General features: G+C 56.5%; 18 protein-coding genes, 3 tRNA genes and 3 rRNA genes. 6 read left to right on the forward strand and 18 right to left on the reverse strand.

Going from position 1 to position 24,539, the window contains the following annotated elements:
• Positions 1 to 35: 35 nt before the first annotated feature.
• Together lptG and lptF are read right to left on the reverse strand one after the other, a co-directional pair.
• The gene (gene lptG, locus M4NBBH2_RS02425; protein ID WP_116269569.1) at positions 36 to 1,175 is read right to left on the reverse strand and encodes an LPS export ABC transporter permease LptG; all 1,140 of its coding nucleotides are present in this window, start codon (positions 1,173 to 1,175) and stop codon (positions 36 to 38) included.
• A 10-nt stretch (positions 1,176 to 1,185) separates the two neighbouring features.
• Positions 1,186 to 2,304 carry an LPS export ABC transporter permease LptF gene (gene lptF / locus M4NBBH2_RS02430; protein WP_116269570.1) on the reverse strand — a complete coding sequence of 373 codons (1,119 nt, stop codon included), beginning with the start codon at positions 2,302 to 2,304 and terminating at the stop codon, positions 1,186 to 1,188.
• A 260-nt stretch (positions 2,305 to 2,564) separates the two neighbouring features.
• Between lptF and M4NBBH2_RS02435 the strand changes: the two genes are divergently transcribed.
• The 3 genes from M4NBBH2_RS02435 to M4NBBH2_RS02445 all read left to right on the forward strand — a co-directional run bounded on the left by M4NBBH2_RS02435 (position 2,565) and on the right by M4NBBH2_RS02445 (position 5,578).
• Entirely contained in the window at positions 2,565 to 3,014 is a 450-nt protein-coding gene (locus M4NBBH2_RS02435; RefSeq protein ID WP_160117829.1) for a tripartite tricarboxylate transporter TctB family protein, read from the forward strand.
• 19 nt (positions 3,015 to 3,033) lie between these two features.
• Positions 3,034 to 4,536, forward strand: coding sequence for a tripartite tricarboxylate transporter permease (locus tag M4NBBH2_RS02440; RefSeq protein ID WP_116269572.1), 1,503 nt, complete (start codon positions 3,034 to 3,036; stop codon positions 4,534 to 4,536).
• 88 nt (positions 4,537 to 4,624) lie between these two features.
• Positions 4,625 to 5,578, forward strand: coding sequence for a Bug family tripartite tricarboxylate transporter substrate binding protein (locus tag M4NBBH2_RS02445; RefSeq protein ID WP_116269573.1), 954 nt, complete (start codon positions 4,625 to 4,627; stop codon positions 5,576 to 5,578).
• A 357-nt stretch (positions 5,579 to 5,935) separates the two neighbouring features.
• Here the strand turns inward: M4NBBH2_RS02445 and rrf are convergent.
• From rrf to M4NBBH2_RS02470, 5 genes are all read right to left on the reverse strand, one after another.
• Positions 5,936 to 6,050, reverse strand: a 5S ribosomal RNA gene (gene rrf, locus M4NBBH2_RS02450).
• A 159-nt stretch (positions 6,051 to 6,209) separates the two neighbouring features.
• Positions 6,210 to 9,092: ribosomal RNA gene (locus M4NBBH2_RS02455) — 23S ribosomal RNA — on the reverse strand.
• A gap of 295 nt (positions 9,093 to 9,387) precedes the next feature.
• A tRNA-Ala gene (locus M4NBBH2_RS02460) sits at positions 9,388 to 9,463 on the reverse strand.
• Between the two features lie 8 nt (positions 9,464 to 9,471).
• Positions 9,472 to 9,548 (reverse strand) — tRNA-Ile (locus M4NBBH2_RS02465).
• Positions 9,549 to 9,622: 74 nt separating this feature from the next.
• Positions 9,623 to 11,155: ribosomal RNA gene (locus M4NBBH2_RS02470) — 16S ribosomal RNA — on the reverse strand.
• Together the 16S, 23S and 5S rRNA genes with 2 tRNA genes alongside form the textbook arrangement of a ribosomal RNA operon.
• Positions 11,156 to 11,501: 346 nt before the next feature.
• Between M4NBBH2_RS02470 and M4NBBH2_RS02475 the strand changes: the two genes are divergently transcribed.
• Positions 11,502 to 13,286, forward strand: coding sequence for a M61 family metallopeptidase (locus tag M4NBBH2_RS02475; RefSeq protein ID WP_116269574.1), 1,785 nt, complete (start codon positions 11,502 to 11,504; stop codon positions 13,284 to 13,286).
• Between the two features lie 4 nt (positions 13,287 to 13,290).
• Here the strand turns inward: M4NBBH2_RS02475 and M4NBBH2_RS02480 are convergent, their stop codons facing one another.
• From M4NBBH2_RS02480 to rpe, 8 genes are all read right to left on the reverse strand, one after another.
• Positions 13,291 to 13,986 carry a uracil-DNA glycosylase gene (locus M4NBBH2_RS02480; protein ID WP_116269575.1) on the reverse strand — a complete coding sequence of 232 codons (696 nt, stop codon included), beginning with the start codon at positions 13,984 to 13,986 and terminating at the stop codon, positions 13,291 to 13,293.
• Complete coding sequence (gene trpC / locus M4NBBH2_RS02485) at positions 13,979 to 14,776, reverse strand: indole-3-glycerol phosphate synthase TrpC (RefSeq protein ID WP_116269576.1); 798 nt, start codon at positions 14,774 to 14,776, stop codon at positions 13,979 to 13,981. The genes M4NBBH2_RS02480 and trpC overlap by 8 nt, the downstream gene beginning before the upstream one ends.
• A 24-nt stretch (positions 14,777 to 14,800) precedes the next feature.
• Entirely contained in the window at positions 14,801 to 15,847 is a 1,047-nt protein-coding gene (trpD, locus tag M4NBBH2_RS02490) for an anthranilate phosphoribosyltransferase (RefSeq protein WP_116269577.1), read from the reverse strand.
• A gap of 24 nt (positions 15,848 to 15,871) precedes the next feature.
• A complete protein-coding gene (locus tag M4NBBH2_RS02495) occupies positions 15,872 to 16,321 on the reverse strand; it encodes a lysozyme inhibitor LprI family protein (protein ID WP_116269578.1) in 450 nt (149 codons plus the stop codon).
• A 2-nt stretch (positions 16,322 to 16,323) separates the two neighbouring features.
• Positions 16,324 to 16,893: an anthranilate synthase component II gene (locus M4NBBH2_RS02500; RefSeq protein WP_116269579.1), complete on the reverse strand. Its 570-nt coding sequence runs from the start codon at positions 16,891 to 16,893 to the stop codon at positions 16,324 to 16,326.
• A 15-nt stretch (positions 16,894 to 16,908) separates the two neighbouring features.
• Positions 16,909 to 18,402, reverse strand: coding sequence for an anthranilate synthase component I (trpE, locus tag M4NBBH2_RS02505; RefSeq protein ID WP_116269580.1), 1,494 nt, complete (start codon positions 18,400 to 18,402; stop codon positions 16,909 to 16,911).
• Between the two features lie 340 nt (positions 18,403 to 18,742).
• Positions 18,743 to 19,450: an HAD-IA family hydrolase gene (locus M4NBBH2_RS02510; protein WP_116269581.1), complete on the reverse strand. Its 708-nt coding sequence runs from the start codon at positions 19,448 to 19,450 to the stop codon at positions 18,743 to 18,745.
• Between the two features lie 26 nt (positions 19,451 to 19,476).
• Positions 19,477 to 20,169, reverse strand: coding sequence for a ribulose-phosphate 3-epimerase (gene rpe, locus M4NBBH2_RS02515; RefSeq protein ID WP_116269582.1), 693 nt, complete (start codon positions 20,167 to 20,169; stop codon positions 19,477 to 19,479).
• A 103-nt stretch (positions 20,170 to 20,272) separates the two neighbouring features.
• Between rpe and mltA the strand changes: the two genes are divergently transcribed.
• Positions 20,273 to 21,493, forward strand: coding sequence for a murein transglycosylase A (gene mltA, locus M4NBBH2_RS02520; protein ID WP_174703610.1), 1,221 nt, complete (start codon positions 20,273 to 20,275; stop codon positions 21,491 to 21,493).
• Positions 21,494 to 21,500: 7 nt separating this feature from the next.
• Here mltA and M4NBBH2_RS02525 read toward each other — a convergent pair whose 3' ends face one another.
• The gene (locus tag M4NBBH2_RS02525) at positions 21,501 to 22,235 is read right to left on the reverse strand and encodes a DsbC family protein (RefSeq protein WP_116269583.1); all 735 of its coding nucleotides are present in this window, start codon (positions 22,233 to 22,235) and stop codon (positions 21,501 to 21,503) included.
• A 144-nt stretch (positions 22,236 to 22,379) separates the two neighbouring features.
• Here M4NBBH2_RS02525 and M4NBBH2_RS02530 point away from each other — a divergent pair.
• A tRNA-Phe gene (locus tag M4NBBH2_RS02530) sits at positions 22,380 to 22,455 on the forward strand.
• Between the two features lie 110 nt (positions 22,456 to 22,565).
• On the opposite strand, the gene prmC is transcribed toward M4NBBH2_RS02530, so the two are convergent.
• Together prmC and prfA are read right to left on the reverse strand one after the other, a co-directional pair.
• The gene (prmC, locus tag M4NBBH2_RS02535) at positions 22,566 to 23,378 is read right to left on the reverse strand and encodes a peptide chain release factor N(5)-glutamine methyltransferase (protein ID WP_116269584.1); all 813 of its coding nucleotides are present in this window, start codon (positions 23,376 to 23,378) and stop codon (positions 22,566 to 22,568) included.
• Between the two features lie 13 nt (positions 23,379 to 23,391).
• Complete coding sequence (gene prfA / locus M4NBBH2_RS02540) at positions 23,392 to 24,477, reverse strand: peptide chain release factor 1 (RefSeq protein WP_049686515.1); 1,086 nt, start codon at positions 24,475 to 24,477, stop codon at positions 23,392 to 23,394.
• Positions 24,478 to 24,539 lie beyond the last annotated feature (62 nt).

Here is a 24,539-nt window from a genome sequence, read left to right on the forward strand (position 1 = left end):
GTTGTTTTGGGGTTAAAAAATCAATTGCCGGGACATCACCGCCGTTCGACCTTGGCGATCGCCACGGCTGCGAGTATGAGTGTTACCAATATTGGTGTTATGGCCGCCATAATCGGCGGGAACGTACTCAGGATACCAATATAAGAGAACAGATTGTTCAGCGCGTAGAACGCGATGCCGATCATGACGCCCACAAAAATCTTGAGCGACACGCCGCCCGAGCGGGTGCTCAGGTACGCGAACGGCATTGAGAGCGCGAGCATCACGAGAATCGAGAGCGGATAGAAGACTTTCTTCCAGAAAGCGACTTCATAGCGGCTCGTGTCTTCGTGATTCTGTTTCAGGTGATGCAGATAGGACCCGAGATCCAGAATCGGCATGTGATCCGGATCCGCCACAATCACGGAAAGAATCCTCGGCGCGAGCGTCGTGCTGAGCACCATGCTCGGTTCCGTATGCCGGACGACCGGCTTCGGTATCGCTTTGGGGTCGCCACCGAGAAGCGACGGGAAGTCAGTTACCACCGCGTCCTTCAGCACCCAGCCCTTTCCTTCCTGATAGGAACCCGAGGGCGCCTCAATCATCCGGTGAAGCTCGTTTCCGGTCGTGAATTCGTACACCCGCCAGCCGTTTGCTTCCTGCGCGGCGCCTGACTTAAGGCTCTGCACATTCACGTAACGGGACAGCACGAGTTTCTTCGAATTGTCATACACCTGATCGCGGGCCCAGACGCCGGAGTCGTAACCCGACGCGGTGAGCGGCCGGCTGTAAATCTTCAGCTGAACTTCCTGACGGAGAGCGTCGCTCTCCGGCGCCACGAATTCGCCAAGCAGATAAGTGAAGCCAACCAGAATCAGACCAGGCACCATGAGCGAACGCGTAAGCGAAAGCGGGCTCATGCCGGCCACACGGAGAATCGTGAATTCGGAATTCGCGGCCCAGCGGCTCATCGTGTAAACGGCGCCAAGCAGCACACCGATCGGCATCACTTCATAGAGATGCGACGGAATGGAGAATCCGGTAATCGCCAGAGCCTGCAGCATGCCGTAGCTCGAACCGATCTTATCCACCTGGTTCACAAGGTCGAAGAAGAGGAAAAGACCGATCAGCGCCATCAGCACGAGACTCGTCGACAGGATGATCTGAGAGGTCAGATGTCGTGTAATAACCCGCATAATTTTTTCCTCACTCCATCCGATCGCGCCAGTAGCCGATTGTCAGTTCCCGCGGCAGCCAGCGCTGAAGCCAGATTCTCCGGATGAACAGGAAGGCGGTCAGAAGCAGCACGGATCCGTGAAGCGCGATCAGGCCCGACCACCAATGCCACCGTCCTTCCGTAATCCAGCTTTCCATAATGTTGATGAAGTTCAGATAGAGAATAAAGACGAGAACCGCCACCACCACATTGAGAGACTTGCCGGCTCTCGGATTCGTGAATGACAGAGGAATGGCAAAAAGCACCAGGTTAAGCGCCATCAGCGGCCACGAGAGCCGCCAGAAGAACTGACCGAGATTCTTCGGACTCGGGTCATTCAGGAGATAGCTGGTCGGAAGCGAATGCGCCTTGTCAGGCGACAGAATCTGGTCCGGCTTGATATCCAGACGGATCCCATAGGTTCCGAAACCCGTCACCCGATAGGACTTGGCGTCAGGAGCGATTTCGTACCGCTTTCCATCCGTCAGCTCCACGTAGCGGTCACCTTCCTTATTGATACGGAGACGGCCTTCGGTCGACGACACAACGGTTGCTTTCCCGTTCCGATTCAATTCAGAAACGAAGATGCCTTTGACGTTCTGCGTATCCTCGCTCACCTGCTGAATAAAGAACACGCGGCGGCCGGAACTCGACTCGATGAACTGTCCGGAGGCAATACGGCTCGTGTCGTCACGCTGCGAAAACTGCGCTTTGCTCACATCCATCTGACCGCGGGCCCAGGGCGTGATCGCAAGCGCCACCACCGCGGTGAGAAGCACCACAGGAAGCGAAAAGCGAAGCACCGGACGGATCCAGGAGAGGAGCGACAGACCGCCTGACGAGAACCAGACAATCATTTCGTTCTGCTGCCAGCTGCGGATCAGCGCCATCAGAATCGCGAGGAAAAGCGACAGAGCGAGCAGAGGCGCCAAAGTTGTGAGTGACGTGTAAAGCACCATCTGGAGGATGGCCCCGGCGTCAGACTTACCGACCGCCACCTGGCTCATCACCCGCACGATGCCCACCGTAAGAACGATAGAAAACAGCACGGTAAAAACACCGCCTGCTGTATTCATGAATTCTGAGATGAGCGAGCGCCTGAAAATCATAAAAATGGATCCCAAAGCTCCCCGGCAGATGGGGAGAAAAGCGGCCACGAAAAGACAAACTTACATTTTACGGCATGAAGGAAGAATCTTTGCGGAAAGGCCTTTTTGGTTCAAAAATTCTTGCAACAGATTCTTACTAAGTTCTACTAAAATAGGGAAATTCACCAAGTGGATCTTACCCCTCAAATCCAGAAGTCTATAAAAGCAATAAGAGCAGCCTTCCACGGTGGATGCCTTTCCTGTTTATCTACTTTCGGAAAATGAAAAAATCTGACTTCGGTGTTATCGCCGTCCTCTATCTAGTAGGAATCGCGTTCCTGGTCATGACGCTTAAGCTTCCCACAGGAGCCATGCGTTATCCCCTTTTCCTCACGGTCGTCTTTCTGGCGCTGGTCTCGATTTATCTGATTCAGCAGGTCCTGCACTACATCAAGACCCGCGAGATCGTTGATGACCTGAAGCAGAAATTCCAGGACTTCCAGGCTGTCCAGTTTTTCGGAGTCTGCGCGTTCTGCGTGATTTATCTCATTCTGATTCAGAAGCTCGGCTACTACCTCTCCAGTGTGCTCTTTATGCTGGGCTGTATGCTGTTCCTCCGCGTGAAGCCGCTCTTCGTGGTCCTCTCCACCGCGATCCTGATGGGCATCATTTATGGTGTCTTTACCGTCTTCCTCAAAGTCCCGCTTCCTGTGGGACTTATTTTTGGCTAGGCCCCGCGGAGATTAACCAATGCAAGAAACTCTGAGTCTCATGGGGCTTGGCTTCGTCAATGCCGTTACCCCGATCAATCTTCTCATCATGTTCCTGTCGACCGCCATGGGTATCACCATCGGCTGTCTGCCGGGACTTTCCGCCGCCATGGGTGTTGCGCTGCTCCTGCCGATCACGTTCGGCATGGATCCGGCTTCCGGCCTCATCACGCTCGGCGGTATTTACTGCGGCGCTATTTTCGGCGGTTCAATCAGCGCCATTCTGATTCATACGCCTGGCACGCCGGCTTCTGCCGCAACCGCTATTGAAGGCTACGAACTCACGAAGAAGGGACAGGCCGCGAAGGCTCTGACCGTCGCCTGTGTGGCTTCCTTTATCGGCGGTCTTCTTTCCTGCATCTCGCTCTACTTCTTCTCTCCGCTTCTCGCGCAGCTCGCGCTGCAGTTCAAGAGCCCTGAATACTTCTGGCTCTCGCTCTTCGGCCTCACGATCATTGCCGGTGTCTCGAATAAGTCACTCCTGAAGGGCCTGATTTCAGGCGTCCTCGGCCTGCTGATCTCCACGATCGGCATGGATCCGATGGAAGGTGTCGAGCGCTTCATGTTCAATCAGAGCGAACTCTATAACGGCATCAACGTGACCTGCGCCCTGATCGGCCTCTTCTCGATGTCACAGGTGCTGGTGCTCGCCGAAGGAAAGATCAAGGAGCGCGGACGTCTCCCCCAGAAGATCGGACGCTTCGGTCTCTCCAAAGCTGAAATGAAGCAGATCGCGCCGACCACGATCCGCTCCTGGATCATCGGCAACATCATCGGTATCCTGCCAGGCGCGGGCGCAACGATTGCGAGCTTCATTGGTTATAACGAAGCGCGTCAGTTCTCGAAGCATAAGGAGGAGTTCGGTCACGGCTCCATTGAAGGCGTCGCGGGTTCCGAAGCCGCCAACAACGCTGTGACGGGCGGCTCTCTCATTCCGACTCTTACCCTCGGCATCCCGGGTGAATCCGTTACCGCGGTGCTGATGGGCGGCCTCATCATTCATGGCCTGCAGCCGGGGCCCGAGCTCTTCACCACGTACGCCGACATGACCTATACGTTCTTCGCGGGCTTCGTGCTCGTGCAGTTCTTCATGCTCGTGATCGGACTCTTTGGCAGCAAGATGTTCGCCCAGATCTCGCGTCTCTCTGACGCCATTCTGATTCCGTCGATCTTCCTGCTCTGCGTGGTCGGCTCCTACGCCATCAATAACAGCACCTTTGACGTCGGCGTCATGGTGGTCTTCGGTGTGATCGGGTACCTCGCTCACCACTTCGACCTCAATAACGCCGCCATTGTGCTCGGCCTGATTCTCGGTCCGATCGGGGAAAACGGCCTCCGCCGTTCCCTCATGATCAGCAACGGAGATCCTTCGATTCTGTTCTCGTCCGTCATCTGCTGGGTGCTGATCGCGCTCTGCGTGGTCGGTATTCTGTCGCCGCTCTTCTTCAGTAGAATGGAGAAGAAGATGAAGGATTCGAACTAGAACCTTATCGGAAGGGGATAGGCGTCGAGCCTGTCCCCTTTTTATTTTGCGGGCTTTGCGGCCCTTTTCTCACACAGGAAGAACTTATATGCAGAAAAGAACCTTTCTATCGATGCTTGTAGCGGGTGCTGTTTCGGTCCCTCTGTCGTCGCACGCTGCCTGGGCTCCGTCCGGCGAAGTTTCGGTTATCGTTGCTTATAAGGCTGGTTCCGGCACCGACGTGGGCGCCCGTCTGCTCGCCTCGGAAGCTGAGAAATTTGTGGGCCGTCCGCTCGTTGTGAACAACGTTCCGGGCGCTGACGGCAAGATCGGCTGGACGCAGCTTTCCCGCGCGAAGCCGGATGGCCGCACGATCGGCTTCATCAATCTGCCGACCTTCACGACTCTGGCCGTTCTTCCTCACTCCCCGCTTTCCACCTCCAAGATCGTTCCGATCTGCAACCACCTGAAGGAAACCGGTGTCGTTGTGGTCCGTGCTGACAGCAAGTGGAAGACCCTGAAGGATCTCGTCGCTGAAGCTAAGAAGAACCCGAACCTGCGCGCTTCCACGAATGGCGTCAAGGCTTCCAACCATATCGCCGCTCAGCTGCTTGCCCGCAGCGCCGGCTTTAACTACAAGGCCATTCCGTACGGCGGCACTGCTGACCAGCTGCTCGCTCTGCGTCAGGGCGAAGTGCAGTTCTCCTGCGCAAAGATCGGCGACGTGCTGAAGCTGTCCACCGGCCGCAGCCCGGTCTTCCGCATCCTCGGCGTCTTCGATACGAAGCGTGATCCTTCCCTCAAGAATGTTCCGACGCTGAAGGAACTCGGCTACTACGGCAAGTGGTACGGCTCCGCCCGCGCTCTCGTCGCCCCGGCCGGCACGCCTCCTGAAATCATCAACTTCTACGTAAACGCTTTCCGCCGCACGCTGACTGACAAGGCGAACATCGCCGCTCATGAACGCGCCGGCCTCTCCATCGACTTCCTCGATAACAAGCAGCTCGCAGCTCTGATCAAGGAACAGGAAGAGTTCTCGCGTGAAGTGACGAAGATCTTCTGATCTGCTCCCCTGAATGCCGGCTGATGCCGGTACAGAAAGAGCGAAGCCCGAAAGGTTCTAATGCCTTCCGGGCTTTTTCTTTGCCTGTGCTAGGGAGGACTGAAATCGGGGCAGTGCCCGGTTTCATCTCTGTCAATAAGAGCCTTGGAGACCTGGGAGAGATCTTCTTCGCATTTAATCGGAGATAGACCGATAAAAACGATATGCTCCGCGATCCGGCCCCTGTCTCTTATCGCTATTGAAATCCGAAGACAGAGAAAGGAGGAGCGCGAGCTCCTCCTTTCTTTTTCCCTGGTTTTTCAAAAGCGCATAAAACAAAACCCTCGAAAGAAAACTTTCGAGGGTCTTGAAGGGGGAGCCTGACAGTGACCTACTTTCACCGGAAATACAACCGACTATCATTGGCGCGAGAGCGTTTCACCGTCCTGTTCGGAATGGGAAGGGGTGGGGCCACTCTGCTATGGCCGTCAGGCAAAGGCTTTGCTTTCGAAGCTTTTTAGGACTTCACAAGCGAATTCTTTGGGAAGGAATGAAATCACATGGCTTGCTTTTCCACATTCACACATTTCTTTCTTTTTGCAAGCTTCCTTTCAAAACCATTTGCTGTCATTTAATCAAGCAGCACGGTTATAGGATCAAGCCGCACGGGCAATTAGTACCAGTTAGCTTCACGCCTCACAGCGCTTCCACACCTGGCCTATCAACGTCCTGGTCTCGGACGACCCTTCAGGGAGGTCAAGCCTCCGGGAAGACTAATCTTCAGGCAAGTTTCCCGCTTAGATGCTTTCAGCGGTTATCTCTTCCGCACATAGCTACTCGGCAATGCGACTGGCGTCACAACCGATACACCAGAGGTGCGTCCACTCCGGTCCTCTCGTACTAGGAGCAGCCCCTGTCAATCTTCCAGCGCCCGCGGTAGATAGGGACCAAACTGTCTCACGACGTTTTAAACCCAGCTCACGTACCTCTTTAAATGGCGAACAGCCATACCCTTGGGACCGGCTACAGCCCCAGGATGAGATGAGCCGACATCGAGGTGCCAAACACCGCCGTCGATATGAACTCTTGGGCGGTATCAGCCTGTTATCCCCAGAGTACCTTTTATCCGTTGAGCGATGGCCCTTCCATACAGAAGCCACCGGATCACTATGACCTGCTTTCGCATCTGCTCGACTTGTCTGTCTCGCAGTCAGGCACGCTTTTCCCATTGCAGTATCCTCACGATTTCCGACCGTGATTAGCGTACCTTCGCACTCCTCCGTTACCCTTTAGGAGGAGACCGCCCCAGTCAAACTGCCCACCATGCACGGTCCCCAGCCAGGATTACTGGCCCAGGTTAGAACCTCAAACAAATCAGGGCGGTATTTCAACGACGGCTCCGAATGAACTGGCGTCCATTCTTCAAAGCCTCCCGCCTATCCTACACAGATCGGTTCAAAGTCCAATGCAAAGCTACAGTTAAGGTTCATGGGGTCTTTCCGTCTAGCCGCGGGGAGATTGCATCATCACAAACATTTCAATTTCACTGAGTCTCGGGAGGAGACAGTGTGGCCATTATTATGCCATTCGTGCAGGTCGGAACTTGCCCGACAAGGAATTTCGCTACCTTAGGACCGTTATAGTTACGGCCGCCGTTTACTGGGACTTCGATCAGGAGCTTGCACCCCATCAATTAATCTTCCAGCACCGGGCAGGCATCACGCCCTATACGTCGACTTTCATCTTTGCAGAGCGCTGTGTTTTTAGTAAACAGTTACAGCCACCGATTCTCTGAGACCTCTTCACCCTTTGGGTTTCTCTCCCATCAAGCTACAAAGGCACACCTTCTTCCGAAGTTACGGTGTCAATTTGCCGAGTTCCTTCTCCCGAGTTCTCTCAAGCGCCTGAGCATATTCAGCTCACCCACCTGTGTCGGTTTACGGTACGGTCGCCGTTGAACTGAAGCTTAGAGGTTTTTCCTGGAAGCGCTTCCAGTGGCTTCGCCTTCAAAAGAAGGCCCGATCCTTCGTCCTGGGTATACGCCTGCGGATTTGCCTGCAGGCACCCATCGCTCGGAAGCCGGGACATCCAACACCCGGTCCACTCTGGCTGCTCCGTCACCCCATCGCATTCAACGCCGGTTCAGGAATATTAACCTGATTTCCATCAGCTACGCTTCTCAGCCTGGCCTTAGGAACCGACTCACCCTGCTCCGATTAACGTAGAGCAGGAAACCTTGGGTTTGCGGCGAGCGGGCTTTTCACCCGCTTTATCGTTACTCATGTCAGCATTCGCACTTCTGATACCTCCAGCAGACCTTACGATCCACCTTCGCAGGCTTACAGAACGCTCCCCTACCACTCATACTCAAAGTATGAATCCGCAGCTTCGGTTATCAACTTAGCCCCGTTACATCTTCCGCGCGGAAGGACTCGATCAGTGAGCTATTACGCTTTCTTTGAAGGATGGCTGCTTCTAAGCCAACTTCCTGACTGTTTTAGCCTTTCCACTTCGTTTTCCACTTAGCTGATATTAGGGACCTTAGCTGGCGGTCTGGGTTGATTCCCTTTTGAGTCCGGACGTTAGCACCCGGTGCTCTGTCTCCTGCGCGAAGCTTTCTGGTATTCGGAGTTTGCCATAGTTTGGTAAGACGCCATGTCCCCCTAGCTATAACAGTGCTCTACCCCCAGAAGCTCATGCGCAAGGCACTACCTCAATAGTTTTCGGGGAGAACCAGCTATCTCCAGATTTGTTAAGCCTTTCACCCCTAACCACAGCTCATCCTCTGGTTTTGCAACACCAGTAGGTTCGGCCCTCCAGTGTGTGTTACCACACCTTCAGCCTGGCCATGGTTAGCTCATCTGGTTTCGGGTCTATGCCATGCGACTGAATCGCCCTGTTCGGACTCGCTTTCGCTGCGCCTCCCCTAGTCGGTTAGGCTTGCCACATAACATAAGTCGCTGACCCATTATGCAAAAGGTACGCAGTCACCCCGAAGGGCTCCTACTGTTTGTATGCATGCGGTTTCAGAATCTATTTCACTCCCCTCCCGGGGTTCTTTTAACCTTTCCTTCACAGTACTAGTACGCTATCGGTCGATCACGAGTATTTAGCCTTGGAGGATGGTCCCCCCATGTTCAGCCAGGGTTTCACGTGCCCCGACCTACTTTTCGAATCCTCAGTACCTTGAGATGAACGTCCCGTACGGGGCTATCACCCACTATGGCGAGCCTTTCCAGACTCTTCCAGTGTTCTTCTCAATATCGAATTCAGGCTGTTCCGGTTTCGCTCGCCGCTACTTCCGGAATCTCGGTTGATTTCTTTTCCTGCAGCTACTGAGATGTTTCAGTTCGCCGCGTTCGCCTCCATACGCTATGTATTCACGCATGGATCAAGCTAAAGCTTGGAGTTCCCTCATTCGGAGATCCCCGGATCAAAGCTCGTTGTCAGCTCCCCGGGGCTTTTCGCAGACTGCCGCGTCCTTCATCGCCTGTGATCGCCAAGGCATCCACCACATGCACTTAGTCGCTTGATCCTATAACCCTGCCGCCTTTTACCCGGCACGGTTTCAATCGACTTGTAACGTGTCGCTGTTCTCTAAATGTTGCTTCGGTTTCTTGGAGAAACTTGCAAATTTGTGAATGCAATCACAACCCATGTTCAAAACTGTTCTGAAATACCCTCATCAAGTATCTCAGACATTTAGAACTTTCATTCCTTCCTAATTGTTAAAGAACAACAGAACCCTTACAGGTTTTGTTTGAAAACAGTTTCAGTCAAAACTGCTTTCAACCAGAACCTGGAAGAAAAGACTTCCAGTGAGAAAAAACTGGTGGAGACAAACGGGATCGAACCGTTGACCCCCTGCTTGCAAAGCAGGTGCTCTCCCAGCTGAGCTATGCCCCCGGATTTCGTGGTGGGTCTGGATGGACTCGAACCATCGACCCTCGCCTTATCAAGACGATGCTCTAACCAGCTGAGCTACAGACCCAGTCGACCCTTCTACGCTCTGTTTTATAACGAACGATAAGTGTGGACACCTGTCTTGAGAGTTTCGCTCTCTTAAAAGGAGGTGATCCAGCCGCACCTTCCGGTACTGCTACCTTGTTACGACTTCACCCCAGTCATGGAACCCACCGTGGTCGCCGTCCTCCTTACGGTTGGACAAACGCCTTCTGGCAAACCCCACTCCCATGGTGTGACGGGCGGTGTGTACAAGACCCGGGAACGTATTCACCGCGGCATGCTGATCCGCGATTACTAGCGATTCCGACTTCATGCAGTCGAGTTGCAGACTGCAATCCGGACTACGATCGGTTTTCTGGGATTAGCTCCGCCTCCCGGCTTCGCTGCCCTCTGTTCCGACCATTGTATGACGTGTGAGGCCCTAGCCGTAAGGGCCATGAGGACTTGACGTCATCCCCATCTTCCTCCGGTTTGTCACCGGCGGTCTCATCAGAGTGCTCTTGCGTAGCAACTGATGACAAGGGTTGCGCTCGTTGCGGGACTTAACCCAACATCTCACGACACGAGCTGACGACAGCCATGCAGCACCTGTGTTCAGGCTCCCTTGCGGGCACCCCAGACTTTCATCCGGGTTCCTGACATGTCAAGGCTAGGTAAGGTTTTTCGCGTTGCGTCGAATTAATCCACATCATCCACCGCTTGTGCGGGTCCCCGTCAATTCCTTTGAGTTTTAATCTTGCGACCGTACTTCCCAGGCGGTCAGCTTCACGCGTTGGCTTGGTTACCCAGGAATTGCTTCCCGAACAATCAGCTGACATCGTTTAGGGCGTGGACTACCAGGGTATCTAATCCTGTTTGCTCCCCACGCTTTCGTGCATGAGCGTCAGTCATGTCCCAGAGGGCTGCCTTCGCCATTGGTGTTCTTCCGCATATCTACGCATTTCACTGCTACACGCGGAATTCCACCCTCCTCTGACAAACTCTAGCCGTGCAGTCACAAATGCAGTTCCCAGGTTAAGCCCGGGGATTTCACATCTGTCTTGCACAGCCGCCTGCGCACCCTTTACGCCCAGTAATTCCGATTAACGCTTGCACCCTACGTATTACCGCGGCTGCTGGCACGTAGTTAGCCGGTGCTTATTCTTCAGATACCGTCAGCGGGACGCATTATTCGTGCGTCCCTTTTCGTCTCTGACAAAAGCGGTTTACAACCCGAAGGCCTTCATCCCGCACGCGGCATGGCTGGATCAGGGTTTCCCCCATTGTCCAAAATTCCCCACTGCTGCCTCCCGTAGGAGTCTGGGCCGTGTCTCAGTCCCAATGTGGCTGATCATCCTCTCAGACCAGCTACTGATCGTCGCCTTGGTAAGCTTTTATCTCACCAACTAGCTAATCAGACATCGGCCGCTCCTGTCGCGCGAGGTCTTTCGATCCCCCGCTTTCACCCTCAGGTCTCATGCGGTATTAGCTGATCTTTCGATCAGTTATCCCCCACAACAGGACACGTTCCGATGCATTACTCACCCGTTCGCCACTCGCCGGCAGGAGCAAGCTCCCCCGCTGCCGTTCGACTTGCATGTGTAAGGCATGCCGCCAGCGTTCAATCTGAGCCAGGATCAAACTCTTGAGTTCAATCACTGCTATTACTTCTTTGCTTCAGTTTCCTGAAGCGTCGCGCTCAAAATTATCGACTGGTAATTTTTCAGAAGTTATTCACTTCTGCATCATTCCATTCGTCTTTTCAAGCACCTGATTTTTTATGAGTTGAAACTCGATCAAAATCAGATGCCCACGCTTATCGGTTCGTTATTGTGTTTTTAAAGAACATCGCTGCGGTAGCAACGAGAGTGTGAATATTACAGATGCTTTTTTAAATTGTCAAATTTTTCTGAAAGTCTTTTTTATCTATCCGGAAAAATCTAATATCACAGCTACCGAACCTGATTGAAACCAACGAATTATTAAGCTGAAACTGAATATGCCTGAAATTGAATACCGGATTGAGTCTGCGGATACCGACCGCCGTGAGTTTCACATCGCGATCCACTTTACGCCCCGTAAGGAAAACTATCCGATTACGCTCCGCATGCCGGCCTGGACTCCCGGAAGCTATCTGCTACGGGAATATGCCGGATCTATTTCCGATATAGAGGCATATCAGGGTGAAACGCCGCTGAACGTCATCAAGTCTGACAAAGCAACCTTCGTTCTCGCGAATACTTCCGGTGACAGAACTCCGGTAACGATCCGCTACGCGCTGACCGCTGTTGATCCTTCTGTCAGAAAAACCTGGATCAGCACTGACCGCGCTTTCATTTCCGGTGCCGCAGCCTTCCTGCAGATTTCAGGCGAAGAAAACACGCCCTGCCGGATCGCGGTTTCTCCCGCCCCCTGGGATAAGGTTTCCACTGCGCTTCCTCAGATCATCCACGACGGAGAGCCCTTCCTGTTCAGCGCGAAGGACTATGACCATCTGATTGACTGCCCGATTCTGCTCTCACGGGACTCCGACACCCTGTCCACTGAGTTCTCCGTTCACGGCGCCGTTCACCGTCTCGTGATTGCCGGATGCCCCGAAGCTGACGCCGCGCGCCTTACTGAAGACCTGAAGAAAATCTGCGCCACAACGATCGAACTCTGGGAGCCGGAAACCAAAAAACCGCCCTTCTCAGACTATCTCTTCCTTCTCACCGTCAGCGGCCGCTGGGGCGGACTTGAGCATCGGAACAGCGTGGCTGCCGAGGCGCCTTTCTCCGCCCTTCCGATGACGGGAGCTGAGGCCCCTGACCGGTACACCGATCTTCTCGCCCTCATGGCGCACGAATACTTCCACGCCTGGAACGTCAAGCGGCTGAAGCCCGCCACCTTCCTTCCTTATGACCTCACGAAGGAAAACTACACACGGCTTCTCTGGTTCTTTGAGGGGTTCACGGAGTACTACGAGGAAATCATTCTCTTCCGGGCGGGACTCGCGTCTGAAAAGAAAATCCTTGACCGTCTTTCCGCCATGGCGCTCACGGTTTACGGTCAGTCCGGCTGGAAGCATCAGTCCGTGGCAGCATCAAGCTTTGACACCTGGATCAAGTACTACCGCCCGGACGCCGGATCGGCCTCCCACGGTGTGAGCTACTACCAGGGCGGCGCCATGCTCGCCTTCGCGCTCGATCTTCATATCCGAAACGTCACGGAGAACCGGATCACGCTTGACGACGTCATGCGGAAAATCTGGAACCTCAGGACTGATGAATGCCTTGGACTGTCAGAGGACGCGGTCGAGCTTTCGGATGCCATCAGTGAAATCGTGGATCGCCCGGCAGTCGCCGTCGCACAATGGCTTCGGCGCTTTACGAGAGTCGCCGGTGAAGCTCCGGATTGGGACAGCATTCTTTCCCTGCAGGGGCTTGAAATGAAGTCTGAGCCGTATGACCTTGTGCGGGACGGCCTCGGTCTCAGATTCACCGCGTCTGACGGATTCCCCACGGTCAGCAGCGTAACTGCCGGCCTTCCCGCCTCACGCACCGGCATCCTCCCTGGCGATCAGCTGATCGCCCTGGATGCCTTCCGTATTTCCAAAGCCACGCTTCCCGAACTCTTCCGGCAGCTGGGCACCGGGTCTGCGCATAAACTCACTCTCTTCCGCACGGATCGGATGATGACTGTGGACATCAGCCCCCTCGAAACCGCGTCTCCAAAGGCCCGCTTTGAAAGAAAGACGCCGATGGAGCACAGCTGGCCATCCGCCGGTCTTTCCCAGACCCACTGAGAAATCAGAGCCCGCTCTTCGTCCAGTCGACTGGCTTTTCTCCCTCCGAGAGAAGCCAGTCATTCACCTTCGCGAAGTGACCGCAGCCGATAAAAGGCACCGGCCCCCGTCTCGCGGAGAGCGGCGACGGGTGGTTCGAGCAGAGCACGAGATGCGGAATGCCGCTTGCCTCAATCAGCTCCTTCTTTTTCTGCGCGTAGCCGCCCCAGAGGAGGAACGCCTTGGGCGGCGCCTTATCGGCAAGTGTCCGGATAATCCGGTCTGTCAGAATTTCCCAGCCTTTTTTTGCATGGCTTCCGGCCGCGCCTTCCTCGACAGTCAGCACCGCGTTCAGAAGGAGAACGCCCTGCGACGCCCAGCCTGAAAGATCGCCGTCAGACGGAATATCGGAACCGAACTCAAGCGCGATTTCCTTATAGATATTCCGAAGGGACGGCGGAACTTTTACGCCCTTCTGAACCGAGAACGCGAGACCCTGCGCCTGCCCCTGCTCGTGATACGGATCCTGTCCGACGATAACCACCCGCACCGCATCTGCGGGAGTGAGCGTCAGAGCCCGGAAGGGGGTCGGGGGAAATATCACGGCCCCGGCTTTCCGGCGCGCGTCAAGATAGGCGTCCAGCTTTTTCCCTTCAGGAGAATCAAAAAAATCCTTCAGGAGCGGCTGCCAGCTCGGATCCGCGGACTGAATATCAAGCATAGAAAAGCTCCTTCAGGGCCTCTCCCGGATTCTCCTTCCTCATGAACGCTTCACCGACAAGGAAAGCGCTGACGCCGGCCGCGAGAACTCGCTCCACATCCGCTTTCTCGTGAATACCGCTTTCCGACACGGCAAAGCGGTCGTCCGGAATCAGCCGCTTCAGTCGCTCGGTCGTCGCGAGCGATACCTCAAATGTTTCAAGGTTCCGGTTGTTGATACCGATCAGCGCTCCCGGAATCTGAAGCGCCTGCTCTATTTCCGGTTCGCTGTGGGATTCGATCAGCACATCAATTTCCACTTCGGAAGCTGTCTGGGCGAGTTCCCGCATCTGATCCGCGGAAAGCGCCGCCGCGATCAGAAGAACCGCGTCAGCACCCCAGGCGCGGGCTTCCAGCACCTGGTACGGATCAAGCACAAAGTCCTTCCGGAGAATCGGGAGAGTCACGGTCTGCCGCACTTCGCGGAGCACCCCCGGTCCGCCGAGGAAAAACTCCTCCTCCGTGAGCACCGAGAGACAGGCCGCGCCGCCCGCCGCATAGGACGCGGCGATTTCAGCGGGCCTGAAATCCGGACGGATCAGCCCCTTTGAAGGACTCGCCTTCTTCACCTCCGCAATCACCGCGGCCCCTCGCTCGGATGCCGTGCGGCGAAGCGCCTCCGCGAATCCCCGGCAGGGGGTTCCCAGAAGCGGCTTCACTTCCGCGAGGAGCGACGCTTCAGGAAGCCTCTCCTTCGCCCGCCTTACGGATTCCCGTTTGTGATCCCAAATAGTCCTGAGAATTCCCTGCATGCTTTCTCCGTTTTCCGGTCCTGATCAGGCCTTGACCGCTGTGCCGCCAAGTTCTTTCGTCTTCTCAACGAAGAGCTTCATCTTCGCAAGCGCCTCACCCGACTCGATCGCCTTTCTCGCCATTGCAATGCCCTGCTCAATAGAGGACGCCGTACCCAGCGTGAAGAGACCGACACCGGCGTTGAAGATCACACTGTTCATCGCGGGGCCTTCTTCCGCATGCAGTACGCTCATCATCTTCGCCACGGACTCCTCAGGGTTATTCACCTGGAGGTGACGCACCGAGCTCATCGGGAGATTGAAGTCTTCCGGATGGATGTTGTACTCACTCACCACCCCGTCCTTCAGTTCACCCACCATCGTGGTGGCACCGAGACTCACCTCATCCATGCCGTCGCAGCCGAACACCACCACAGCGCGCTTGGTGCCGAGATCCCGCAGCACGCGCACGCAGATGCCCACAAGGTCCTGATGGAAAACGCCAAGCATCTCGCAGCCCGCGTTTGCTGGATTCGTGAGCGGTCCCAGAATATTGAAGATCGTTCGGATTCCGAGTTCCTTGCGGACCGGGGCCGCGTACTTCATGGCGGCGTGGTGGAGCGGCGCAAACATGAATCCCATATGGGTTTCTTCAATGCACTGCGCGATCTGCTCTGGCTTCAGCATGATGTTCGCGCCGATTGCCTTCAGGGCATCCGCGGCACCGGACTTCGAGGAGACAGAACCGCCGCCATGCTTCGCCACGCGGCCGCCGGCCGCGGCAATCACGAACATCGAGGTTGTTGAAATATTGAACGTGCGGGCGCCATCACCGCCGGTTCCGACAATATCGAGCAGCGACTCGGGATCCCTGACATTCACTTTCGTGGAGAGATCACGCATCACTTTCGCTGCCGCTGTGATTTCCCCGATGGTTTCCTTCTTGACGCGGAGTCCGACGATAAGGCCGGCGATCTGAGCCGGGGTGAGCTTACCGGTCATCAGATCCATCCAGAGGCTCGTCATCTCGTCCGCGAAGATTTCGCGATGTTCAACAGTTCTCTGGATTGCTTCAGAAATAGTGATTGCCATGACGCTGCTCCTTAAAAGTGAGGGTCACTTGCCTGATGGATCAGGCGATGCCGGCCCTGAAAAGTTACCCAAAGCTCCCATACGGAGCTTCATAAGATTGATTCGGCAGGCGATGTACTGATTGCCCGCGCTGGTTCCTGAACCGGACATTGCGGACTCAAACCCGCACTGGCGGCGCAGATAAAGATCAAATGCCTTGTTTGCTTCTGCGAAGTCCCGGGAAACGGGACCTGCCGTACGAGACTTCTTTCCCGAATCTCCTGACGCCTGATCAAGCTGCTTCGCCTGATCCTTCACTGCAGCCAGGGTGTCCGCGTAGTCTCTCTGGGTCCGATCCAGTTCCTTCTGAAGGCACTGGCGGACCTGAACGCGGTTATCAGCTGTTTTGTAGCAGTCCGAAAGGGCATCTGCCGAAGCGGCGCCGGCGACTGCCAGGAGCACCAGAGCCACAGCCGAATTCGAGAATCCTTTCATGATCAAATCCTTATATGCAGAAAGTTTTTAAGCATTTCCATGCCATGCTCTGTCGCGATGGATTCGGGGTGGAACTGCACCCCCTGAATATCCAGCTCCCTGTGCCGGATACCCATGATTTCTCCGTCGGAACTGGTCGCTGTCACCGCGAGGCAGGCTGGAAGCGTTTGAGAATCAATGACAAGAGAATGATAGCGAGCCACCCGGGTTCCCTGTGGGATTCCCGTGAAGACTCCCTCATTTGTGACAGTGATTGCGTCGGTCTTTCCATGCATCACCTGACGGGCAAGGACAATCTTTCCGCCGAACACTTCACCGATCGCCTGATGTCCGAGGCACACACCGAGAATCGGGAGCTTCCCGGCAAAGTGCCGGATCGCTTCCTCGGAAATCCCGGCGTTTGACGGAACGCTCGGCCCGGGGGACACGCAGAGGAAGTCCGGCTTCAGCGCCTCGAGATCCGCGATCGTCACTTCATCATTCCGAAACACCCGGACATCCTCTCCGAGCTCTCCGAAATACTGCACAAGGTTATAGGTAAAGCTGTCGTAGTTATCGATCATCGCGAGCATTTTCTTTTCCTCCCCTCAGATCGCCGATTCCAGACCGTCTTCCACCATTTCGGCGGCGCGGAGCACGGCTCTTGCCTTGGTTTCCGTTTCCCGGTGTTCATTTTCCGGAACGGAGTCCGCCACGATGCCGGCCGCAGCCTGCGCGTAGAGGATCTTGTCCTTGATCACCGCGGTGCGGATCGCGATCGCCATATCCATATCGCCGGCAAATGAGAAATAGCCGACCGCACCGCCATAGATGCCGCGCTTCACAGGCTCAAGCTCATCGATGATTTCCATCGCCCGGATCTTCGGAGCGCCGGTGAGTGTCCCCGCAGGGAATGTCGCCTTGAAGACATCAAAATTATTCAGGCCGCCGCGCAGCTTCCCATCCACTTCGCTCACGAGATGCTGAATGTGGCTGTACTTCTCAATCACAAACTGATCCGGAACCGTGACCGAGCCGATCTCCGCCACGCGTCCGATATCGTTCCGGGCGAGATCAATCAGCATCAGGTGCTCAGCGCGCTCCTTCGGATCCGTGGCAAGATCGCGCTCGAGCGCCGCGTCCTGCTCCGCGGTCAGCCCGCGGCGGCGGGACCCGGCAATCGGGCGGATGCAGACATGTTTTTCTCCATCCTTCCCGACTTCGCCCCGGACAAGGATTTCAGGCGACGCGCCGACCACGTGGAAGTCACCGAAGTCGTAGTAATACATGTAGGGCGAAGGATTCAGCGACCGAAGCGCGCGGTAGAGAGAAATCGGTGCGTCCGCGAAGCGGCGGGAAATTCTCTGCCCGATCTGCACCTGCATCACTTCGCCGTGCGCGATATAGTCCTTCGCCTTTTCAACAGCCTTCAGATAGTCGGCCTTATGGAAGTCACGCCGTTCAGCCTGGCGGGCACTCGGGCCGGCATAGAGATTTTCGGCCGGCCGGTGCAGGCGGCTTCTCAGTTCACGCAGCCGGTTCATGCCTTTCTGGAAAGCTTCCGGCTCATTCGGATCCGCGTGGATGATGAGATAGATGCGGCCCGAGATGTTATCCACCACCGCTATTTCCTCTGTCTGCAGGAGAAGAATATCGGGGACCCCGAGATCGTCCTTCTTCGGCTTCGCGAGCTTTTTCTCGATCAGACGGATCGTGTCATAGCCTAGGTATCCGACGAGGCCGCCTGAAAACCGCGGGAGGCCAGGACGGGGAGCGACACGGATGCGGCCGAGATAGGCTTCAATCGCGTCAAGCGGATTCCCTTCCAGCGTTTCGACGGTCTTCCCGGCCTCTTTCACGATCGTCTCGGGACCGTTGTCGCCGATCCTCACCTCAATCCGGCGCTTCGCCGGGAGTCCGATGAAGGAGTAGCGTCCGAAGCGCTCGCCTCCGACCACAGACTCAAGCAGGAAGCTGTCCGGACAGTCAGCAAGCTTCCGGTAAATGGAAAGCGGGGTATCGAGATCGGCGAGGCATTCGGCGACCATCGGAATACGGTTATAGCCCTGGGAGGCGAGTGCCTTGAATTCAGACTCCAGCATGATGTGCTCCGGTTGCAGCAGCGCCGTCGGCAGACCGTGTTGGATACAGTTAGGCCTCTCGGGTTCCGTTCCGTGCGTGTCAGGTGAGTGCACAGATACGGCTACAGCGCTGTCAGTAGTAAATCAGGAAAAACTGAGGTGAAGCAGAGTGGCTTTCAGTCCGCGCCATTGCGGCGCGGCGGAAAACCTACAGACAGGATGTGTTTAGAGACGCCATGACCATGCTCCCCGGGTCTGGCCGACGGATGTGGCTGAGACCCGGACGCTGCGCACTGCTGAAATCATCAATGTGGCAATCGTCTGCATGGTTGGGTAAAGATATTTGGTTGGATGCTGAAAGTTAATGCCGTGAGGAGGAAAAACTCTTTGCGGCGAGATCCATGGATTTGAATATATCACAAAAACCGTTCTGCGGCCCCCACTTAGCGATCGGCTCGCCTTCGTTATACCCTGTTTCCATCAGCATCACGGGCATACCGGCATTCGCCGCGGCCTGAGCGTCGTTCCGCGAATCCCCGAGCATCATGCAGTCCGCGGGATCAAGTCCCATGCGGGACGCCGCGAGGAGCAGCATGTCAGGCGCGGGCTTCGGAGTCGGCACATCGTCCGCGGAAAGCCTGAGGTCTGTCGGAAAATACGGGGAGAGTCCTGCCTGCTCGAGCACAGCGTCGATCAGGACACCGGCTTTGTTCGTCACGAGCGCGAGTTTCAGCCCTTCCGAGCGGAAAATTCCAAGCGCTTCGAGAACACCCGGAATCGCCCGGGTGTGCGAGCAGCCCATGCCGGCGAGCGTATTCACATACTCCTTCACGAAGCGGTCCCGCTCTTCAGCCGTGGCGTCCGGCTTTCTCGCGCGCAGCACTTCGGCCGCGAGGTGAATCGCGCCCTTTCCGATGTAGCGGCCCACTTCTTCCTCTTCCATCGGTTCGAGCCCCCTGGACTTCAGCACTTCGCAGACCGCGAAGTGAAGATCCGGGAGTGAATCCACCAGCGTTCCATCCAGATCGAAAAGCGCTCCCTGGACACGGCGCGCGTCAAAACTCAGCATGTATTTTCCTTCCTCTTTCCTTCTTCTCAGGCCTGAACGGACTTCACAGCCGCCCGCATAGCCTCGATCACCTCGCGATAGCCTTCCTTCGACTTGCGGCCGAAGATCGCGGATCCCGCCACAAAGGTGTCAGCGCCGGCGCGGGCAATTTCACCGATGTTATCGGTCTTCACGCCGCCATCCACCTCAACCCGGATCGCGTGGCCGGTTTCCTCGAAATGACGGTCGGCGAGAGCGCGCACTTCACGGATCTTCCGGAGAACGCCCGGAATAAATTTCTGACCGCCGAAGCCCGGATTCACGCTCATCAGAAGAATCATGTCGATCTTATCGAGCACGTAGTTCAGGCTTTCCACCGGAGTCGCGGGATTCAGCACGAGACCGGGCTTCGCGCCGGAGTCGCGGATCAGCTGCAGCGTACGGTCAACGTGGCGGCTCGCCTCAACGTGGAACGTAATCCAGTCAGCACCCGCCTTCGCGAACTCCGGTACGAGGCTGTCCACCGGCTCCACCATCAGATGCACGTCAATATCCGCCTCTGTATACGGGCGAATTGCCTTCAGCACGCACGGGCCGATCGTGAGATTCGGTACATAATGGTTGTCCATCACGTCGAAGTGAATCCAGTCCGCCCCGGAAGCGATGACATCGCGAACCTCTTCGCCAAGCCGGGCAAAGTCAGCGGAAAGGATAGACGGGGCGATGCGGATATCTTGCATGGTATTCTCCAAAGCCTTGTTTTCTTCAGTGGAACGTATTGTAAGAGAGCAGGCCGAGATAGGTCCGAGCCTGAACGCAAAAAAGACGGTTGAGGAGTAACGAATGATGCGCCGATTGACCAAGGTTTCCGCGCTGGCCGCACTGGCCGCTCTGGTTCTGGCAGGCTGCCAGACCGTGAAACAGCCGACCACTCAGACAACGCCTGCAGGGCCTTCTGCCACGCCGGTTGCGGAAGGGAAACCGGTCCCTGGCTTTACGCCCGCGAACTTCGGCCGTCTCCCGGTGTCTGACGCACCGGACTGGGATAACGCCCGGAAGGCGTTCCGCCGCTCCTGCGCTTCCCGCTCCTTTGCGTCTTCCCCGCTCTGGAGCACGGCCTGCGAGAATGCCCGCGCCGCGGTGTCAGCGCCTGAATTCTTCCAGCAGAATTTTGATCTCTGGGCCGTCTCGTCTGACCAGAAAGCGAATGGCGCCACGGTATCCTCGGACACCACGGGCCTCATGACGGGGTACTACGAGCCGATTCTCGACGCGTCGCCCACCCGGACGTCTCACTACACCTGGCCCGTCCTCGCGACGCCTCCTGATCTGATCGACGTGGAGCTCTCGTCGCTCTACCCCGAACTCAAGGGAAAGCGGATCCGGGGCAAGATTTCCGGCCGGAAACTGATTCCCTACGGATCCCGCTCTTCCATTGATCAGCGCACCGATCTCTACCCCTACGCGATCGCCTGGCTCGCAGATCCGATTGATCAGCTTTTCCTCCAGATTCAGGGCTCTGGCCAGCTTCGGGTGAAGGGCGTCGGCCTGATCCGCGTTTTCTATGACGATCAGAACGGGTACCCGTACCGCGCGGTCGCGCGCTGGCTGATTGACCGGAACCAGATGACAGCGCACGAGGCCTCGATGCAGAGCATCCGGGCCTGGGCCAAGGCTCATCCGGATCAGGTCCCGCAGCTTCTCGCCTACAACCCGAGCTATGTCTTCTTCCGCCGGGCACCTGTCACCGATCTCTCGGTCGGTCCCCAGGGCGGTCAGGGCGTGCCGCTCACCCCTGGCGCCTCGGTTGCCATTGACCGTCATGTCTGGGTCTACGGGACACCGTTCTTTGTTTCCGTTTCGCAGCAGAACCCGGATCTGCACTTCAACCGCCCGGTCATCGCTCAGGATACGGGCGGTGCGATCCGCGGCATCATCCGCTTCGACTACTTCTGGGGCTCCGGAAACCAGGCCGGTGAAAATGCCGGACGACAAAAAAGCACCGTGACCGCGTGGGTCATGGTGCCTAAGGGGCATTCGCCCGCTGAAGTTCTCCGGAAGTAATCCGGGGTTACTTTCCAGGATTCCGTTCGCGCAGTGCCTTCACGAGATTCTCGTACGAAGGCACACCGCCCAGCCGGCTCCCATCCGGGAAGATGAGAGTCGGAGTTCCCGCCACGCCGATCTTCTGCGACAGCACCGTATTGCGGTCAAGCACGCTGTCATCACAGTTCGCCTCAGCAGGCTTCACTCCCTTCGTCATCAGATTCCCCCAGGCCGCGCCCGGGTTCTTCGCACAGACCACATTCTTCGCGAGATTCCTCGACTGCTTCATGGGGAAGACGTAGGTGTAGACCGTGACATCGTTCATCTTCGCGAAATACGATTCGAGCAGCCGGCAGTACATGCAGGTAGCATCCGCGAACACTGCCACCTGATAGCGCCCTGAGCCGTGCACCACACGGATCGCGTCCTTCTGCGGCAGCGTCTTCCAGTCCACGCGGCTGATTTCGGCAATCCGCTTCTCCGTCAGGTTCTCACGTGTCGCGATATCGACCGCGTTCCCGAGAAGCAGATAGCGGACATTCCCATCGACGTAAAACACCTGATCCGGCGCCACCGAAATTTCCCAGAGCCCGAAAGGCGTTTTCGCGACGGTGGTCGGTCTCACGCCAAGACGCTCCACAACGCGGCTCTTTACCTGATCCGTTTCCGGGTCAGAAGAACCGGCCGCAAAGGAAGCGACACTGGTGAATGCAAGCGCTGCAGCGAAGGCGCCCGCAGCAATCTGGGAGATACGCGGCATATCAAATTCCTGAATCAATCAATTCAACGAGAACGATACCCGACAATGCGGGTCCATCTGAGGTTTTTTTCCTCACTAAATGCAAAAAGTGAAAATAAATTGGCATTTTTATTTTTTTTATGGTAAAGTTCAACTCCTATGCGTGGTCGGGTAGCTCAGTCGGTAGAGCAGCGGATTGAAAATCCGCGTGTCGACGGTTCGATTCCGCCCCCGACCACCACGGATTCCAAAAGCCGCAGATCGAAAGATCTGCGGTTTTTTTCGTTTATCCGGCAAAAAATAAGGAGCATCACGCGATGCTCCTTTCTTTTCATCCGGCTCTTTCAGGTATCAGCGAAGGCGACCGCGCGTCACGCGGTCATTGCCTCCCAGGTCCTTCAGTGTCTCCGCGTCAGAGAGTCCCGCCTCAGTGAACACTTTCCGGCAGGCCTCACCCTGATCAAAACCGTGCTCCACCATGAGGCAGCCGCCCGGAGCGAGATGCGCCGCGGCGCCTTCCGCGATCTCCCTCAGGTCATCCATCCCGTGATTCCCGCTTACGAGAGCGGTCTGCGGCTCATACGTCAGATCACTGAGGTACGGACTCTCGGGGTCAATATACGGAGGATTGGAAAGAATCAGATCAAACTTCGGAGCGTCAGGCGGAAGCGCCTTGTACCAGCTCCCCTGAAGGAACCGGACACCGGACTTCCCGGCGTTCCCGCGCGCCACTTCAAGCGCCGCCTCAGACCTATCGCTCGCCCAGACCTCCGCCTTTGGATTCTCAAGCGCCACAGTGATCGCAATGCAGCCGCTACCAGTCCCCATATCAAGGACCGTCGGACGCCTGAAGCGCTTCAGCTCTTCAAGCGCGAGCTCCACGATGAGCTCGGTGTCCGGTCTCGGAATGAGAACGTCAGGCGTCACGCGGAAGCTTCTGCCATAAAACTCCTGCTCGCCCGCGATATAGGGGTAGGGTTCACCGGCAAGGCGCCTCGCGGCGTAGCCCCGGAAGGCCGTTTCGGCCTCTGGCGTCACCTCTTCCTCCGGATGCGCCACGAGTCTCTCCACCCGTACATGCATGGCCAGCGCGAGAAGCAGCCGGGTCTCAAAGATCCCGATCGTTTCCCGTGTTTCCCGAAGCAGTTCCTCAACCCGAGCCATCGCGCCGTTTCTCTCAGGACTTGCGTTCGGCGAGCGCCGCGAGCTGCTCAGCCTGATGCTCCGTGATCAGGGCCGAAATGATTTCGTCGAGATCACCATCCATGATCTGATCGAGCTTATAGAGGGTGAGGTTGATGCGGTGATCGGTCACACGGCCCTGCGGATAGTTGTAGGTACGGATTCGTTCCGAACGGTCGCCGGAACCGATAAGGCTCTTTCGCTCAGAGGCCTCAGCCTGCTGCTGCTCAGCGACCCGCATGGCGTAGAGGCGGGAAGCGAGCACCTGCATCGCGCGCTCCTTATTCTGACGCTGGCTTCGTTCGTCCTGGCACTCCACGACAAGACCAGTCGGCAGGTGCGTGATTCGGACCGCGGAGTCCGTCTTCTGCACGTGCTGTCCGCCGGCGCCTGACGCGCGGTAAACGTCGATACGGAGTTCAGAGGGATCAATATGCACCTCTTCCACCTCGTCAAGCTCCGGGAGCACGGCCACCGTGCAGGCGGACGTGTGAATACGGCCCTGGGATTCGGTCGCCGGAACGCGCTGCACACGGTGTCCGCCCGACTCAAACTTCAGTTTCGAATAGGCGCCGTCTCCGATCACGCGGACGATCACTTCCTTATAGCCGCCAAGATCACTCTCGCTCTTCGAGACAATTTCCGTTTTCCAGCCCTGACGCTCGGCATAGCGCATATACATGCGGAGCAGGTCGCCCGCAAAAAGCGCCGATTCATCGCCGCCCGTGCCGGCACGGATTTCCAGGAAGATGTTCCGCTTGTCGTTCGGATCAGTCGGCAGCAGCATGATCTCGAGATCCTTATCGAGCTGCTCAAGCTTCTCGCGGCACTCCGTGAACTCCGCCTGGGCGAGTTCCTTCATGTCGGGATCCGACAGGAGCTCCTCGCTCTCCGCGCGCTGCTTCTCATACTTTTCGTACTCGCGCACCTTCTGCACCACGGGCTCGATTTCGGCGCGTTCACGCGAGAGATCGCGGAACTTATTCATATCGCTGCCCACTTCGGGGGAAGACAGCATCGCGTCGATTTCCTCGAGCCGTCGGCCGAGCGAGCTCAGCTTGGCGCGCATTGATTCATTCATAACTTTTTAATCCGTTCCAGTGAGTTACCGGGCGCTTTGCGCCCGGTAACGGTATTTCAGTG

Source organism: Mesosutterella multiformis, from assembly GCF_003402575.1.
GTDB lineage: Bacteria > Pseudomonadota > Gammaproteobacteria > Burkholderiales > Burkholderiaceae_F > Mesosutterella > Mesosutterella multiformis.

Coding starts and splice junctions, on each gene's coding strand:
- lptG (WP_116269569.1), bottom strand. CDS start 1,175: ATGCGGGTTATTACACGACATCTGACCTCTCAGATCATCCTGTCGACG.
- lptF (WP_116269570.1), bottom strand. CDS start 2,304: ATGATTTTCAGGCGCTCGCTCATCTCAGAATTCATGAATACAGCAGGC.
- M4NBBH2_RS02435 (WP_160117829.1), top strand. CDS start 2,565: ATGAAAAAATCTGACTTCGGTGTTATCGCCGTCCTCTATCTAGTAGGA.
- M4NBBH2_RS02440 (WP_116269572.1), top strand. CDS start 3,034: ATGCAAGAAACTCTGAGTCTCATGGGGCTTGGCTTCGTCAATGCCGTT.
- M4NBBH2_RS02445 (WP_116269573.1), top strand. CDS start 4,625: ATGCAGAAAAGAACCTTTCTATCGATGCTTGTAGCGGGTGCTGTTTCG.
- M4NBBH2_RS02475 (WP_116269574.1), top strand. CDS start 11,502: ATGCCTGAAATTGAATACCGGATTGAGTCTGCGGATACCGACCGCCGT.
- M4NBBH2_RS02480 (WP_116269575.1), bottom strand. CDS start 13,986: ATGCTTGATATTCAGTCCGCGGATCCGAGCTGGCAGCCGCTCCTGAAG.
- trpC (WP_116269576.1), bottom strand. CDS start 14,776: ATGCAGGGAATTCTCAGGACTATTTGGGATCACAAACGGGAATCCGTA.
- trpD (WP_116269577.1), bottom strand. CDS start 15,847: ATGGCAATCACTATTTCTGAAGCAATCCAGAGAACTGTTGAACATCGC.
- M4NBBH2_RS02495 (WP_116269578.1), bottom strand. CDS start 16,321: ATGAAAGGATTCTCGAATTCGGCTGTGGCTCTGGTGCTCCTGGCAGTC.
- M4NBBH2_RS02500 (WP_116269579.1), bottom strand. CDS start 16,893: ATGCTCGCGATGATCGATAACTACGACAGCTTTACCTATAACCTTGTG.
- trpE (WP_116269580.1), bottom strand. CDS start 18,402: ATGCTGGAGTCTGAATTCAAGGCACTCGCCTCCCAGGGCTATAACCGT.
- M4NBBH2_RS02510 (WP_116269581.1), bottom strand. CDS start 19,450: ATGCTGAGTTTTGACGCGCGCCGTGTCCAGGGAGCGCTTTTCGATCTG.
- rpe (WP_116269582.1), bottom strand. CDS start 20,169: ATGCAAGATATCCGCATCGCCCCGTCTATCCTTTCCGCTGACTTTGCC.
- mltA (WP_174703610.1), top strand. CDS start 20,273: ATGATGCGCCGATTGACCAAGGTTTCCGCGCTGGCCGCACTGGCCGCT.
- M4NBBH2_RS02525 (WP_116269583.1), bottom strand. CDS start 22,235: ATGCCGCGTATCTCCCAGATTGCTGCGGGCGCCTTCGCTGCAGCGCTT.
- prmC (WP_116269584.1), bottom strand. CDS start 23,378: ATGGCTCGGGTTGAGGAACTGCTTCGGGAAACACGGGAAACGATCGGG.
- prfA (WP_049686515.1), bottom strand. CDS start 24,477: ATGAATGAATCAATGCGCGCCAAGCTGAGCTCGCTCGGCCGACGGCTC.